The 16575-nt window shown below is 41.1% G+C and carries 10 protein-coding genes; 7 read left to right on the forward strand and 3 right to left on the reverse strand.

Translation table 11 applies throughout. The features are described from left to right. The first annotated feature begins 6 nt into the window (after positions 1 to 6). The 3 genes from IQ246_RS30255 (at position 7) to gshB (ending at position 1967) form a co-directional block, all read left to right on the forward strand. Positions 7 to 363 carry a class I SAM-dependent methyltransferase gene (locus IQ246_RS30255; RefSeq protein WP_244141978.1) on the forward strand — a complete coding sequence of 119 codons (357 nt, stop codon included), beginning with the start codon at positions 7 to 9 and terminating at the stop codon, positions 361 to 363. Positions 364 to 489: 126 nt separating this feature from the next. Beyond that, positions 490 to 762, forward strand: coding sequence for a glutaredoxin 3 (gene grxC, locus IQ246_RS10150; protein ID WP_194002578.1), 273 nt, complete (start codon positions 490 to 492; stop codon positions 760 to 762). Positions 763 to 968: 206 nt separating this feature from the next. Then, the gene (gshB, locus tag IQ246_RS10155) at positions 969 to 1967 is read left to right on the forward strand and encodes a glutathione synthase (RefSeq protein ID WP_194002580.1); all 999 of its coding nucleotides are present in this window, start codon (positions 969 to 971) and stop codon (positions 1965 to 1967) included. A gap of 477 nt (positions 1968 to 2444) precedes the next feature. Here the strand turns inward: gshB and ftsZ are convergent, their stop codons facing one another. Together ftsZ and IQ246_RS10165 are read right to left on the reverse strand one after the other, a co-directional pair. Further along, complete coding sequence (ftsZ, locus tag IQ246_RS10160; protein WP_194002582.1) at positions 2445 to 3731, reverse strand: cell division protein FtsZ; 1287 nt, start codon at positions 3729 to 3731, stop codon at positions 2445 to 2447. Between the two features lie 789 nt (positions 3732 to 4520). Continuing rightward, positions 4521 to 5366, reverse strand: a complete 846-nt coding sequence (locus tag IQ246_RS10165) for a cell division protein FtsQ/DivIB (protein ID WP_194002584.1) — start codon at positions 5364 to 5366, stop codon at positions 4521 to 4523. A 671-nt stretch (positions 5367 to 6037) separates the two neighbouring features. Here IQ246_RS10165 and IQ246_RS10170 point away from each other — a divergent pair. Next, a complete protein-coding gene (locus IQ246_RS10170; protein WP_194002586.1) occupies positions 6038 to 7369 on the forward strand; it encodes a P-loop NTPase fold protein in 1332 nt (443 codons plus the stop codon). 228 nt (positions 7370 to 7597) lie between these two features. After that, the gene (locus tag IQ246_RS10175) at positions 7598 to 12658 is read left to right on the forward strand and encodes a hypothetical protein (RefSeq protein WP_194002588.1); all 5061 of its coding nucleotides are present in this window, start codon (positions 7598 to 7600) and stop codon (positions 12656 to 12658) included. 138 nt (positions 12659 to 12796) lie between these two features. Here IQ246_RS10175 and IQ246_RS10180 read toward each other — a convergent pair whose 3' ends face one another. Next, positions 12797 to 13162, reverse strand: a complete 366-nt coding sequence (locus tag IQ246_RS10180) for a hypothetical protein (protein WP_194002590.1) — start codon at positions 13160 to 13162, stop codon at positions 12797 to 12799. A 780-nt stretch (positions 13163 to 13942) separates the two neighbouring features. Here IQ246_RS10180 and IQ246_RS10185 point away from each other — a divergent pair. Both IQ246_RS10185 and IQ246_RS10190 read left to right on the forward strand, forming a co-directional pair. Beyond that, positions 13943 to 14779, forward strand: coding sequence for a photosystem II manganese-stabilizing polypeptide (locus IQ246_RS10185; RefSeq protein ID WP_194002592.1), 837 nt, complete (start codon positions 13943 to 13945; stop codon positions 14777 to 14779). Positions 14780 to 15776: 997 nt separating this feature from the next. Next, on the forward strand, positions 15777 to 16553 hold the full coding sequence (locus IQ246_RS10190; RefSeq protein WP_194002594.1) for an RNA polymerase sigma factor SigF: 777 nt from the start codon (positions 15777 to 15779) through the stop codon (positions 16551 to 16553). The last annotated feature ends 22 nt before the right edge of the window (positions 16554 to 16575 follow it).

Consider the following 16575-nt stretch of genomic DNA (forward strand, 5'->3'; position numbering starts at 1 on the left):
ATTAAGATGACAAGGAATAAATCAGTAAACCAAAGAAGTAGCTCTGATGTTGATGTAATCGGGGACTGGGAAAGATTTTACTCAATACCCAATACGCCGTGCAAAGGTGCATTTAATGATTCGGCGGCAATTAGTAGAAAAGTTATTCGATGCGGAACCGGGTTGGTTGGGGCCAAAGTTATACTAATTGTTGCAGCTGGCGGCGGTATGGAACTCATAACTTTTGGTCAAGCGCGATCGCACTGGCTCCTTACAGGCGTTGACCCTTCGGCAAAGATGCTGGCGATCGCCCAGGAAAAAGTAGCGCTACATGGGTACACTTCAGATATTCACACTATATTAATCAGCCACTTAGGCTATTAGCTACATTTTTAGTGTTGGTTAATACTTAAAGATTTTATATACAGTTTTAGCAAAATAGAATGTTGCCACTATCATTAGCTGGCAACGTTCTAAAATTAAGAAGTACTAAATTAATTTGAAAACTTTATGACTGCCAAAGTAGAAATTTACACTTGGAAAACTTGCCCGTTTTGCATCCGTGCTAAAAGTTTGCTGAATAACAAGGGAGTCGAATTTGTCGAATACAGTATTGATGGAGATGAGACAGCAAGGAACACAATGGCTCAAAGAGCAAACGGAAGACGCTCTTTACCACAAATCTTCATCAACGATGAGCATGTAGGCGGTTGTGATGATATTCATGCTTTAGACCGTCAAGGCAAACTTGATGAATTACTAGCTTTCAGCAATAGCGTATAGGTTTAGAAAGTATTGCTATGTCCGAGGATAAGGTGCTATGCATCTACCAGATTTTTGCTACAAAAACTATACCTGGACGATAAAACGTTATCTGGGAAATTAAACGCTTGTATTCAGCAGTACACATGTACGTCAATTAATGAGATCATCAAGAGATAATCTAAATTGAATAACCATTAAATTTTCTGGTGATTGAGGTAGAAAGCGTGAAACTGGCTTTTATAATTGATCCCATTCATCAGCTTGACCCGTGTCATGATACCAGCGTTGCCCTCATGGAAGCAGCGCAAATTCTAGGACACGAAGTTTGGGTGACTCAGGCAAATCTGCTGAGTGTGGTGGAGGGAAAAGCTTGGGCTGTCTTACAGCGAGTAGAACTTGTACCAGTACAGTTAGTAGAGGGAAACTGGGTAGCGGCGAATCCTTGGTACCAGTTGAGCGATGCCTACGGCAAGGGCGAAGCCCTACGCTCCTTGAGTTCCTTAGACACAATGGACGCCGTATTTATGCGGACAGATCCACCCATTAATGATTCCTACCTCTATGCCACGTACATTCTGGATTACATTGACCAGAACAAAACATTGGTGATTAACAGTCCTAGTGGCATCCGAGGGGCAAACGAAAAAATGTATGCCCTCCAGTTTAACAAAGCGATTCCAGAAACGATTGTCAGTGCCGATAAGCAGTTTATCCGGCAATTTGTCGAAGCCAAAGGGGCAACAGTTCTTAAACCTCTGGGTAACAAAGCTGGGGAAGGGATTTTATTTTTGCAATCAGGCGATCGCAACTTCAATTCCATTGTCGAACTCAGTACTCTCCAAGGTCGAGTGCCAGTAATGGTACAAACTTATTTACCAGAAGCAAAAGAGGGAGACAAGCGAATTATTTTGCTCAATGGCGAACCAATTGGTTCACTCAATCGGCTTTCTAGCGGTACTGATTTTCGCAATAATATGGCCACTGGTGGCACAGTCGCTTCAACCCGAATTACTCCAAGAGAGCATGAAATTTGTGCTCAAATCGCCGAACGCCTACGCCAAGACGGCTTAATTTTTGTAGGTATTGACGTTATCGGTGGCTACCTTACTGAAGTCAACGTTACCAGTCCCACTGGAATTCGTGAGATCGATCGACTTGATAGCACCCGCCTTGGTCATCAAGTAATTCAATGGGTTGAACAGACTCTACAAACAAAAAACTAAAATAATTTATACTGCTCTTTGCTTGTTTGTTGGTGTTTTACAGCAGTAATTAATACTGATATTCAGCATAAGCAGTTGAAAAATAGTTATGTGTTTAAACTCCAGCAAAGCTAGAGAAGAGATGATTACAAACTGCATCTATTTCGACTAGAGGCAGCAATAGGACAATGGATGGCGAGGGTAGATGTAGCGATGTCTACGACGGGCTACGCCTACGCATCCGTAGTTGGGTAAGTCTTCCCGTTTTTTTTAAAAGCACAATAGGACATAAAAGTCAGCAAACTTATGCCCCAATTCATTCGGTCTATGGGTAGTGCTGGGGAGCTTTGTCACCAATTGGCTAAATCTGGGATGGTAACGTAATTGCTTACCCCTGACCCTGTTAAAACCTTAGAACTAATAGATGTTATTACAGCGCTTAGGCTGATCTAAGACTGCAAAGTTAATCTAAAATCTCAAACTTGAATTCCAAATCACTTAATTCCTTGGCTTATTTCGATTTCGCAGAAAATCAGGTATGTCCAATCCAGGTTTTTCTTTTGATTCCGGAGTTGGGGTTGGGGGATTCACTGCGGGTGGCTGAGGTGCTGATCGTTTTTGAGTTGGGGTTACTACCCGTGTGTTAGCCGCATTTTGTTGTGGTACAGCTTGCACTTCACCTGTAAACCCAGTGGCAATTACAGTAATTCTCACTTCACCCTGGAGTCTGTCATCGATCACTGCCCCAAAAATAATATTGGCGTTAGGATCAACCACTTCATAGATTGCTTCTGCGGCAGCATTGACTTCATGCAGGGTCAGATCAGTACCACCAGTAATGTTAAAGACAACTCCCCTAGCTCCTTCAATAGAACATTCTAGTAAAGGCGAAGAAATAGCAGCGATCGCCGCTTCTCTGGCTCTAGATTTCCCAGAGCTAACACCAATCCCCATCAACGCAGATCCTGCATCTGCCATTACAGCTCGAACATCGGCAAAGTCAACGTTTACCAAGCCGGGAATCGTGATGATGTCAGAAATTCCTTGTACCCCTTGGCGCAGAACATCATCTGCATAGCGAAAAGCTTCTTGCACAGGCGTTTGCTCAGGGATCACTTCCAGCAGTTTGTTGTTAGGGATAATGATCAGCGTGTCTACCCTACTTTTTAGTCCTTCAATACCTTGTTCTGCTTGGCTAGTGCGGCGACGTCCCTCAAATACAAATGGACGTGTAACTACACCAACAGTCAGAGCACCCATTTCTTTAGCTACTTCTGCCACAATCGGGGCTGCACCTGTTCCAGTACCACCCCCCATGCCAGCAGTAATAAATACTAAGTCTGCACCCTCTAAAGCCGTTGCAATTTCGTCCCGTGATTCCTCAGCTGCTTTTTGACCAATCGCAGGATTACCACCTGCTCCTAAACCTCGCGTCAGTTTTTGTCCAATTTGCAATCGACTAGGAGCACCTGCCAAAGTCAAAGCTTGGGCATCAGTATTAATTGACCAAAACTCCACCCCAGAGACATCAGACTCGATCATGCGGTTCACGGCATTACCACCGCCGCCACCCACACCAATTACTTTGATGTTGGCGACTCGGCCTGGAACAATCTCGCCAATCCGGCTATTTTCAGCAGAAATCTTCTTACTATCGTGATTTTGCCCAAAGTTCAGCCCAGAGTTATTAAAGGGATTCGTCGAGTTAACTGCCAGAGAGAACCCCGGCTGTCCCGCAGATTGGGAGTTTTTATAGGTAAGTCCTTGGTTATTATCAAGTGTCATTGGATTCAAAAAGGTAGATAAACGACTTTTTCAGGTGTTACTCACCTAAGAGTCAACTATAGTTTGACACTGCCACAATCTATGGCAGTGTTCTTTATTGTTCTCGCTACTTCCAACCCTAACAGGATTAGCAGGGCGAAAATTTGCTATGGAATAAGCCTTGAACGCAGCAGATCCCACGGTCAATTCTAGAGAAGTATAACTACATTTACTTAAAATTGATCTGTATAATCTCAACCAGACATTAATTTTTCCACTGCTATATTGTCCATTTGCTTCAGTATCCTTTTGGTATTTCCAATGCCCTCCCCCTATTTTTGTTAATGATTTAAATTGGTCATTAATTTTACAGCTATCAGTGTTGGTTATTTTTTGGTTAGCTAACACAACTACAGTGTTCATCTTGTATAAATTGCAATCTATTGAAAAATAAAAATACGGTCGAGAGTAATTCTGTTGCTTGTGAGTCAGACTTTAATGAAAAACTTACGCATTTTTTCTTTGAGTGCTGGTTTCAGTCGAAGACCATACAGACAAAAAGTGTTTTGCACACCAGATGCCATCATCAAATTGTCCAACATCTTGTACCTTATCACTAGATGTTAGGGTAACAATTAAGGGTCTTTTACTCCTAGAGAAGGTTTTATGATTGATCGTTTTACTTTTAATTGGAAATTAATGCTGATTTTTTCTTAGGTTCCTGGAAAACTGAAAATAACAAATATCTTTACCAGCATAAAATATCTTGATTTGTTGGCAGCGCTTGATATATTCAACACGCTATTAGATCTAAGGATTTTGAGAGTCAACTTTAGATTTTTTTTGGTTCACTTGTACTAATGGAGATTCGGGATTTTTCAGATCAATATACTCTATTTGGCTGGAATTGAGTTTAGCTGGTAAATGGCGCATTTGGGCGAGTAACTTGATTTGTTCAGGTAACTGGATACTTGGAACACCAAGATGCACTTTTCCTAATTCTGTTTTCAAAATTAAATTCGTTGGATCTTCGCAATCAATTTCTGTCACCTTCACAGAACTGTGGCTGACAGCTTGATAAAGTTGAGTCCAATAAGGGCTGTATTGTTCTGGCAAACCAATAACTTTGAGAGTGGGCAATTTCCCGGTGGGATTCAGCGATTTGTATTTTTCTAAGGGCATCCAAACTCCACTGGCATCTAGCAAGCCTACAGTCGCTTTTTTGTTAGTGGTGTTGCGATTTTGCTCTATGCGTTTTTGAGCGATCGCGACAGGCACACGTTGTTGAATTTCAATGTTTAATCCAGGTGGAAACAGACGACGGCTAACTGTTGCTTGTGCAATAGTTGGTTGTTGCTTCAAAGAATCGGCGATCGCAGACGGTCTAATTCGCCACAAAGACTGGGGATAGGATAGCACTAGCAGTGACTTCATTGCATCATCCGACAATAATTGATTGCCTGATTTCATCACTATTTGTTTGGGAGCACTTAGCACCCATATTGGTTGGATTGCTACCCACAGCAATCCAACCGCCAGACCACTAATGGCAAAAGTTCGCCAAATAGCCTGGATAATTTTCATCTGCCGCTGGCGACGTAACTTTTTACGGCGCTGGGCTAAATCCGTGCGGGAAACTGATACTATGCCAGCCATTTAAACTCCTTTCTGGTTTCAGTTCAATTCCTTGATGCGCTCGTATCATCAATTAATCTCAGTAAACCCTGTTGGCATATATTAGCCACTTTAATTTCAGGATTTTTTAGTTTTAGTAACACTCTACAGTAACCACAAAAGGTATTGTGGCGCTACTAATTCTTCTCGTTCAAGTTTCCTGTGTCCATTTTCATCCGACTGTAGCCTCTTTACTGTATGGTGACAGCCAATATAGCTGCTAAAAGAGCTACAAAGCATCTATTGACAAATACTATTTCTTGTGCTGTTTGAACTTAATTATTGAGTACTTTGCTAAAATTAATACCAGTCCTACCACATCAGCCATATAAACTGAGAACGATACAATCAAGTAGCTTTTTAGCTCAGCTATAAGGGTTTATACCAGGTCAATTAAAAGCCAATAGATTGTCAAAAACTCAAAAGCAGCTGTAAAAAGGACAGATATGCTTAATCTTATCAGGGTCAATTAGATCTCTACCATACTACTGACAGTTCCTGGCAGTAATTCTGTCGCTAGTGCTGTCACTTGCAAGCAAGATAGTACCAACTTGCGGTTTAGTCGTGTGCCTAAATCTTGGCTAGAGATTCTTTGTATAAAAAATACAAATTAAACTGCATCTACATACACATCTACATACACATCTACATACATGAGAACGACACTAAATCTGTCACGTTTTTACAAGGCTTGTAATCCAAGTTACACATTAAATATAAGTAATGTGATAGATCGGCAGTACTACATAGATTTTGCTGATGTACGTGGTTGCAAAATTGTTGAAGAATTGCAACGGACTATTACCCGTATTTCTCCGGACGAGCCGACCTGCCAGTTATTTACAGGTCATATTGGCTGTGGTAAATCAACAGAGTTGCAGCGCCTTAAAGCAGAATTGGAATTAGCGGAATTTCACGTAGTTTATTTTGAGTCAAGTCAAGATTTAGACATGGCGGATATTGATGTCAGTGATATTTTGTTGAGTGTAGCCCGTCAAGTCAGTGTCAGTTTAGAAGGGATTGGCATCAAACTCAAACCTGGTTACTTTACCAATTTATTTAAAGAAGTTGGTGATTTTTTGCAAACCCCCATAGAGCTTTCTGGACAAGCAGAGTTGTCCTTAGGTATTGCCAAAATTACAGCCAAAACCAAAGATAGCGCCCAGCTACGTAATCAACTAAGGCAATATCTGGAACCACGTACCAATAGTATTTTGCAAGCAATTAACGAAGAGGTTTTAGAAAAGGCTGTCGAACAGCTAAAGCTGCGAGGTCAAAAAGGATTAGTAGTGATTGTAGATAACTTGGATCGAGTGGATATGCGCCCTGTTGCATCCGGGCGATCGCAACCAGAATATCTTTTTATCGACCGAGGTGAACAATTACGCCGACTCAAATGCCACCTAGTTTACACAATACCCCTAGCGTTAATTTTCTCCAACGAGTACGAGACACTGAAAAATCGCCTTGGGGGAGGTATTGCGCCCAAGGTACTGCCGATGGTATTAGTACGGCAAAGAGATGGCAGTGATTACGAACCAGGGATGTCACTATTGCGCCAGTTAGTACTAGCAAGAGCTTTTCCAGAAGTTTCTTGGAATGGAAGGCTGTTAATAATCACAGAATTATTTGACCACACCGAAACCCTGGATCGTTTATGTCGCGTCAGTGGTGGTCACATTCGTAACTTATTAGGTTTGCTTTATAGCTGCTTACAACGTCAAGATCCACCTTTTTCTAGGGATTGCTTAGAAGCCGTGATTAAGGACTACCGAGATGATTTACTATTGGCGATTGATGAATACCAGTGGGAATTATTGTTTGAAGTAGTGCAGCAACAGAGGGTGAAAGGCGAGTCTGACTACCAGAGCTTACTGCGAAGTATGTATCTGTTTGAATATCGCGATCCTTTGGGGCGCTGGTTTGGTATAAGTCCAGCATTGGCAGAAACAGAAAAAGTCCTTGCTTGGCAACAAAGTAAGTAGCTGAGAAAGAGCTTCAAAAATTTGAAATTCAAAATTCAGACAATCTTTAATTTTGAATTTCTGATAATTAAGAATTTTGAATTAGAGTGGAAACGGCTGTAGGTTATCTTCAGGCGAGATAGCGACATGCATAAAGTATTAGCCAGGAAAAATCCAAAATTTAAAAGGCTCCTAGCCTCTTTTTAATGTGGTATTTTCTCTATTTTCTTTGTAGCTTGATTTTTAGTTATGACAAAGTGGCAACTCACAGGCGCGATCAGCAATGAAAATCAACATTCTCTGCAAAGACTGATTCGGGCGATCGCGCTTTCCAAAGGTCAATTTGCTTTGATTTTAGTCCGATGTAACTATGGGCAATTACGCGAGCAAATGTTAGAAAATGCCCGTTCTATCACCAAAGACATCAATTTACGAGAAATAGTTATCAATCCATCAACCACCTCTTTACATAGCACAATAGCTTCAGAATTATTCCTAGACAATCCTGTAGTTGTTACAGATTCTTTACCATCAGCTGTAATGGTTTTTGGTCTAGAGTCAATTACAGACCTAGACGGCTTACTTACCAGCATTAACCAAGCACGAGATATTTATGCCACAACATTTCAATTTCCATTGGTGTTATGGTTACAAGATGACGTGGCGTCATTGCTTTCCAGATTAGCACCCGATTTTAAAAGCTGGGCTGCGACCACTATTAAATTTGAAATGGCAAAATCAGATTTAATTGCTTTGATCCGCCAAGAAACAGAATCTCTGTTTGCCAAAGTTTTAGAAGCAGGTGCCGAAAGGTTTTTATCCAATGCTTCCCTAGATTTAGATCCCAGATCTCAACACCGTCATAAGATAGAATCAGCTCGTAATGATTTACTACGTCTGTATGGTGTCAAATTAGAACCAGGATTAGAAGCCAGTTTAGAAGTTGTATTGGGGCGAGATAAGTACGCCAACGATCAAATTAATGGTGCTTTAGCTCATTATCAAAGAAGCTTGGCTTTGTGGCAGCAAGAAGCGAGGAGATTGGGAGACAAAAAGAGGGTAAAAGAGGGAGAGGCAAAGAAGGGGAGAGTGGGGGAAGTAAGTGAACAATTACTCTTGTCTTCTGGTGTTGTTTTGCCTTCATTTTTACTGTGGCAGGCAATAGTATTATTCCACCTAGGACTATGTTATCGCCGGATGGCAGATTTACATCAGAGGGCTAACAGTAACTATTGGCAAAATGCTCTTTTATGGTTTAAGCAATGCTTGGAGGTATTAGAGGAGGCACAAAGAGAAGATTTAGTTGCCAAATTTATTTTGCCTGCTTGTGAAAGTATGCAACGCTTACAAGCTTGGGAAGAATTAAAAGAATTAGCTCAGAAGTCATTACTGCTGCATGAAACTTACGGAACCCCAGCGCAAGTTGCTCAAGATTATGGCTTTTTAGCGTATGTGGCGGCTTCTGAGTCCAATTGGATACTAGCTCATGAATTAGCGAATACAGCACTTTCTATTTCAGAAACAGCAACAGAAATTTCACGGGATCAGGAAAGTTGGTACCTTTTATTATTAGCACGTACACAGCGGCATCTAGGTGAGTGGGAAGAAGCTATCAACAACTTAGAATGGGCGAAGGTAGTATGTGAGCTACAACATGAGCCGTCACTTTACTTGGAGATTTTAGAAGAGTTGCGATCGCTCTACTTTTGTGAGCGTCGTAATTATACAGAAGCCTTTAGCCTCAAACAAGAAAAAATTCAAATAGAACATCAATACGGCTTTCGTGCCTTCATTGGGGCAAGTCAATTACAACCGCAACGCTACAGAATTAACTCAGTCCTAGAGCCGCAACAAATACCCTCTATTCCTGAGGAGGTTGCCCAAGAAATATCTGCTTCTGGACGACAGCAAGACGTCAACCGCTTGATTGAAAGAATTACTCGTGCTGACTACAAACTCACAGTAATTCATGGGTCATCAGGTGTTGGTAAAAGTTCAGTTATCAAAGCTGGTTTAGTACCAGCTTTGAAAGGAAAAGTTATTGGTGATCGCATTCCTATACCCATTGTTTTATCTGTTTATACTGATTGGGTTACAGCCTTGGGCAGCATTGTTGATAATGCGCTGACAGATATTGAAATATCTAAAAATATAGAAAATACATCTACTATAATAATTGAAAAAATTCGCTTTTTCGTTAAGCATAATTATACAATAGTTATTATTTTTGACCAATTTGAAGAATTTTTCTTTATTAGTAATTCTCCAGCCGAAAGAATACAATTTTATAATTTTTTTAGTGAATGTTTAAATATTCCATTTGTAAAAATTATTCTTTCACTAAGAGAAGATTATTTGCATTATTTATTGGAATTTGAACGCTTAAACAAAGAATATAGTAGTGGAATAAATGATTTAGGAATAATTAATAAAAACATTCTAGATAAGGATCTACGCTACTACATAGGTAAATTTTCTAGTCAAGATGCAATAACTATAATTCACAGTCTGACTCAACGCTCACATTATGATCTGAGTGACGAATTAATTAATCAATTAGTAAAAGATTTAGCAGGAAAAATAGACGAGGTACATCCAATTGAATTACAAATAGTCGGAGCTCAGCTGCAAGCAGAAAATATTACCACACTTAAACAATATAAGCTTTGCGGCGGCTCGATAAAACTAGTGGAACGCTGGCTCCAGGAAGTGATCCAAGATTGCGGTCAAGAAAACGAAGATTTCAGTTGGAAATTATTATTTGAGTTAACTCATGAAAAGGGCACAAGACCCCTAAAAACCAAAGCAGATTTAGTGATTGCATTAGGAAACAATAATCATAGTGATCCAATATCGAACTTTGACCCAGCTTGGGAATTGATTTTAGAAATTTTGGTGGGTTCAGGGTTGGTGTTGCGAGTACGAGAAGAGTCAGGCGATCGCTACCAGTTGGTTCACGATTATTTAGTTGAACCAATTCGCCAAAAAAATAACTATGGTATGGTTGCTGAATTAGAAAAAGTAAAAATTGAAAAAACTAAAGCTGAAGTAGCCCAAAAACTTAGTCAAGAACATCTCAACTTAGTATTACAACGGCGACTAAGAGAAGCACGTATAGCAGGCGCCATTTTAGCAATGATGGGGGGGACAATAGCGGCATTATGGTGGCAGGCCGACTTACAAAAAAGAGCAGCAATCAGCCAAACTCTCCGAGCTGAGCGCAGCGAAACCAACTTTAAAATTAGTGCGATCGCCGCAGCTAGTGAAGCTCTTTTTGCTTCTAATAAGGAATTTGATGCCCTGTTAGAAAGTTTACGGGCTTGGAGAAGACTTAGACAAACAGATAAAGTCCAACCAGAAACCCGAATGCGAGTGGTAACAGCCCTCCAGCAGGCAGTTTACGGAGTAGCGGAGGTAAATCGTTTAGAAGGGCATACTGATACTGTCTGGGGTGTAATTTTCAGCCCAGACGGTAAATTATTGGCATCAGGTAGTCGAGATCAAAGTGTAAAAGTATGGCGTCCTGACGGGACTTTACTCCAAACCCTCAAAGGTCATACTGATGCTGTTACCAGTGTAAGTTTCAGCCCAGATGGCCAAAGCCTAGCTTCAGCCAGCCTCGATAAAACCGTGCAAATCTGGCACAAAAACCCAATTACAGGAGAATTTGATTCACAGCCATCTAAAACCCTTTCAGGACAAGGAGATTGGGTTTATAGCGTCAGTTTTAGCCCTGATGGAGAGTTGCTAGCTACTGGTGGTAAAGATAAAACCATCAAACTCTGGCGCCAGGATGGTAGCTTAATCAAAATACTCAAGGGGCATCAAGGATGGGTTAACTGGGTAAGCTTTAGTCCTGACGGTCAATTCATTGCCTCAGCAAGTGAAGACAAGACAGTAAAAATCTGGCGACGGGACGGTAGCTTGGTCAAAACTTTACATGGACATCAGCAGAGTGTGACCGTTGTCACTTTCAGCCCGGATGGTAGGCTATTAGCGTCCACAGGCCGAGACAAAACAGTCAAGCTTTGGCAGGTGGAACACAGTAGTAAAGATATTTTGGACTTCCGTGCCTATAAAAGCTTACAACAGCATACCAGTACAGTTTGGAGCCTGAGCTTCAGTTCTGATGGCGAAAAGTTAGCTTCCGCAAGTGAAGACAACACCATTAACCTCTGGAGTACCACTGGCATATTACTCAAAACTTTCAAAGGACACAGCGATGCCGTTGTCAGCGTGGCTTTCAGCCCCGATGGTAAATTATTAGCATCAGGAAGTCATGACAAAAGCGTGAAACTGTGGAGTCTGGATGCCCCAACACTACCAATTCTCAAGGGGCATCAAGACCGAGTTTTGAGCGTCGCCTGGAGTCCTGATGGTCAGATGTTGGCTTCTGGTAGCCGCGATCGCACGGTGAAACTCTGGCAAAAAGACACTGGTAGCGGCGAGCTGAAAACCCGACTATACAAAACCTTAGCAGGGCATACAGATAGAGTTACTAGTGTCACCTTTGACACACAAGGAAAAATACTGGCTTCAGGCAGTTATGACAAAACAGTCAAACTTTGGCGGCGCGACGGTACTTTAATCAAGACTCTCCAAGGGCATAGCGATGGCGTAACGAGCGTTAATTTCAGCCCGGATGGTCAACTATTGGCATCAGCTAGCTTGGATAAGACAGTGAAACTTTGGAACCATGATGGTCGCTTGCTAAAAACCCTAACGGGGCATCAAGCGCGGGTGAATAGCGTGAATTTCAGTCCTGATGATCAAGTTCTAGCCTCAGCAAGTGATGACCAAACAGTCAAACTTTGGCGACGGGACGGTACTTTGATCAAAACTTTTTCGCCCCATGAGAGTTGGGTATTAGGTGTGAGCTTTAGTCCCACTGACCAGCTGCTAGCTTCTGCTAGCTGGGATAACACAGTTAGGTTGTGGCAACGAGATGGTACGTTATTAAAAACTTTGTTAAAGGGATACAGCGATAGTGTAAATGCTGTTACTTTCAGTCCCAATGGTGAACTGCTTGCCGCTGCAAATTGGGACAGTACAGTCAAACTCTGGAGCCGTGAAGGTGAATTAATTAAAATTCTCAACGGGCATCGCGCTCCTGTATTAAGCGTTAGCTTTAGCCCTGATGGTCAAACACTTGCATCAGCTAGTGATGACAACACCATAATTTTGTGGAATCTAAATCTTGATAACCTACTTCTTCAAAGTTGCAACTTAGTAGGTAATTACCTAAAGCATAACCGCAATATTGCAGGACGCGATCGCTTTCTTTGTAATGACATTACCCGCAGTTCCTAAATTAAATTTTTTTTGTGAACTATGTATCAATTCTTACGTAGCAATGAACTCTGAAGCCTCAACAAGCAACTGCTATTGGTTTAGCGGCTGATGAGGCGCTCAGAGTTGTTAATTCACATCTCGAAACAAGTTTCGAGCTTACCACTCAAAAGAGCGATCGCTAATCAACACATCATCACTGTTTTTGAGATCGCTGTTTTCCTCACTAGCTTCTTGGGTAAAATTCGCTAAGAATGCTTGTAGTCTCATGCGCTCAATATAGGGCCAGCCCCCTTCAGACTCAATATCTTTCAGTAGTGAGTAGAGTTGCCGACGGTTATCAGGCAAACTCTTCTGAAAAGCCCCATCTCGGATTTCTCGGTGTAACTGCTCCAACTGCCGTAGCAAAGCCAAAAGAGATACAGTATCTCCTTGACAACTCTGAGCCGCGTCGTATACCACAGTTGCGATCGCTTGCACTTTACAGGACAATTTTCCTGATTCAAAACTTTTGTTGTTGCTCATGCCACCCTTTCCGTGTAAATGAGGTCAACTCAAATTTACAAGAGATTGTTAATTTTCCCTTTGTAACTTTAGACCAACAGCAAAACTGACGCAGCAAAATTATCTTTTGAGACTGGGTGTAGGGTATATTGTTTTTCGGATATTTTACACCCTACGCCAAAACCCTGCCCAAGCCCTTGCTTTGCCAACGACATGCATGAGTCTCCTAAAAGAGCAGAAGAAATGAACCTTCAGCAGCCTTCTAGAGGGTTCTGGAGAGATTTTTCTTGGTTCACCTTACTAACCGATCTTCTAGTTCGCTATCGCTTACTGTCTTAGTCAGGGCTGAACATAATCAGGTCTGTATCGATTTGAAAGGCAATATGCGATCGCTCCCTTTTAGAAGCGATGATGTTTAATAAACCGTCCAAGTGAGCTAGATGCGATCGCAATGTTCTTTGTCAAGACTAGATTGCTTTGATTTTGAGTTAAAAAAAATCGTATGATCTGGCTGATTTCCCCATCAAACAATGGGTTGTATGTATTGGCAACACATACATAATACAGAATGACTTGGGCGACACCGCTTTTGTCACAAGCAAGAGCAAAGCATCAAGCAGACACTCTGTTCGCGCTCTTAAAGGCAAGCACTTACACCGCTCTGTGTCGAAGCTTACTCATCCACGCGCCCAACTCCAACAAATGCCACCAACAGTGAAACTGCTGGTTTTTGCTCCCCTAGGAAACACAGCCAAAGCAGTTTTACAACTTAGATATTAATTTTTGAAATTGAGGTTGATCATGAGGTATCGCGCTTTAATTGTTGGATTCTTGGCTTTATGCCTGGGGCTACTAACTGCTTGTAGTGATGGTTCTTCCACTAATAGTGGTAGGGATGTACTTACTTATGAACAAATTCGAGGCACTGGCTTGGCTAACAAATGTCCTCAACTAGCAGAAACAAGTCGTGGTTCCATTCCCCTTGATGCTAGCCAGTCATACGCCATTAAAGAACTTTGTTTGGAACCAACTAGTTTCTTTGTGAAAGAAGAACCCGCTAATAAACGCCAAGAAGCAGAGTTTGTTGCTGGGAAATTGTTGACCAGATACACTTCCACTATTGACCAAGTGCAAGGCAACCTGAAAATTAACCCAGATAATAGCTTGACTTTTGTGGAAACTGATGGTCTTGACTTCCAAGCTATCACTGTGCAACTTCCTGGTGGTGAGCGAGTACCTTTCCTCTTCACCATCAAAAACTTGGTTGCTCAAACACAACCAAATTTGACCAGTCTTAATACCTCCACGGACTTTGAAGGTACTTTCAAAGTTCCTTCCTATCGTGGTGCTGCCTTCCTAGATCCCAAAGGTCGCGGTGTTGTCAGTGGCTATGATAATGCTGTGGCTCTACCTGCCCAAGCCGATGATGAAGAACTCACTCGTACTAACGTCAAGCGTACTGAAATTCTCAATGGCAAAATTTCTTTACAAATAGCTAAAATCGATAGCTCTAGTGGTGAAATTGCTGGTACTTTCGAGAGCGAACAGCCATCTGATACAGATTTAGGTGCTGGCGAACCGAAGGAAGTCAAGATTCGCGGTCTATTCTATGGCCGGGTTGAACCGACTCGTGGCTAAATTCTCTTGAGTAACTCAACTGACTGGCACTTCAGAAATACCAATTCTGTAAGCATCAGGTTTCATCACAAAACTTAACTCTTTTACTTCTCTGAAAAACTATCCATTACTCGGATCTTCATTAACATTTGCGATCGCTCCTATAGTTCTGAGCGAAGTAAGCCGATCCTCTGACTTCTCTTTAATCTACGCTCACCAATAATCAAACCTTTATATCTTCGTTTTCAATTCTCAATAAAATTGAGTTTTTGTCCGGAATAATCAGGTCTGATTTTTCAAAATAGTGAGATAATTTCAGCTTTACAAGCTCTATCAAACAGGGGTTTCAAGATTGTTAAGAAAGATGTGACTAATGGACAGGTTTTTTACCAAACAGCTATGAACTGAAGTACAAAAAAGGGCGAGATGCCCTTTTTTTTATTTGCTTAAGTGAATGTACATAAAAATCGCTTTAAATTAATAGTTTATAAAGACTGGATGAATATTATCTAAGTAAATACGTAATTTTACAGTGAATACAACTTTTATTCATCCAACAAAATTTTAAGCTATAGAATTCCTATTTGATTTTTGAAAGAACTGCGTACACCTCTAACTCCCTTTTTTCCCATTCCCTATCCCCTATCCCCCATTCGGTGTCTCTACAAGTCAGTTCACGAATCAAATCGGATTACTGTAATTTTGTATTTATCATAATTAACTAATTAAATTAAGTACAATCCCGGTTTGATATTTAGTAACTAATTTTATACTTTGTTCCTATGTGGTTTTAAAAAAACTACAGGTCATACCAAAGAAAAATAACAAACTAAATATCAATTTCGTCCATTTAAATTTTGCTCAATGTCAAGTCACTTATGGCATTTTTTGTACATAAAGTTTTGATTTGTCATAGGATTTTTCAGACATTTAACGCGATATTTATTTATCTCGTGCAATCAGAGCTTAGTTTAAAAGCCAGAAATTGACTATTTATTTACTTAATAAATATGGTGCTATGCCTACCACAGTCACCAACGAACTGAAACATGAAATTTGGCAGTTGTTGCGAGAATATCAGCAATCTCGGTCAGAAAATGTTCGCAATCAACTGGTTAAACTCAATTTTGGACTCGTGAGAAAAGAAGCTCACTACTGGCTAAATCAATGTCATGAAAGCTACGAGGACTTACTTCAGGTTGGCTGTTTGGGTTTAATCCGAGCTATTGAAAGATTTGAAATTTCTAAGGGACATGCCTTCAGTTCCTATGCCATTCCCTATATTCGGGGTGAAATTCAACACTACCTTCGAGATAAAGGTGTTACCGTACGAATTCCCCGACGGTGGTTAGCGCTGCAACAGCAAGCAATAGGGGTTTCACGTTCTTTGCGTGAAAAATACAATCGCCAACCTACCGACTCGGAATTGGCAGCAGCACTGGAAATTTCTCCAAACGAATGGCAAGAAATTAAATTAGCATGGATCAATCGCGCCCCTTTGAGTCTAGATGTGCCAGTGCAAGATGGAGAAGAAGGTTCTACCTGTTTAGGAGAATTAGTTCCAGATCCTCACTACCGCAGCTTTCAACTGGCACAAGAAGATCAACTCCGCCTACAGCAAGCACTATTGCAACTAGAAAAACGCACTCGTGAAGTATTGGAATGTGTGTTTTTACAGGATTTGACACAAAAACAAGTAGCAGAACATTTGGGGATTAGTGTAGTAACTGTTTCTCGTAGAGTCAAGAAAGGCCTGGATTTGATGAAACACCTCATGGGTGTAGCAGAGGATTAACTACAAACAAACTAAAACCGCA

The organism is aff. Roholtiella sp. LEGE 12411 (genome assembly GCF_015206995.1).
GTDB lineage: Bacteria > Cyanobacteriota > Cyanobacteriia > Cyanobacteriales > Nostocaceae > Komarekiella.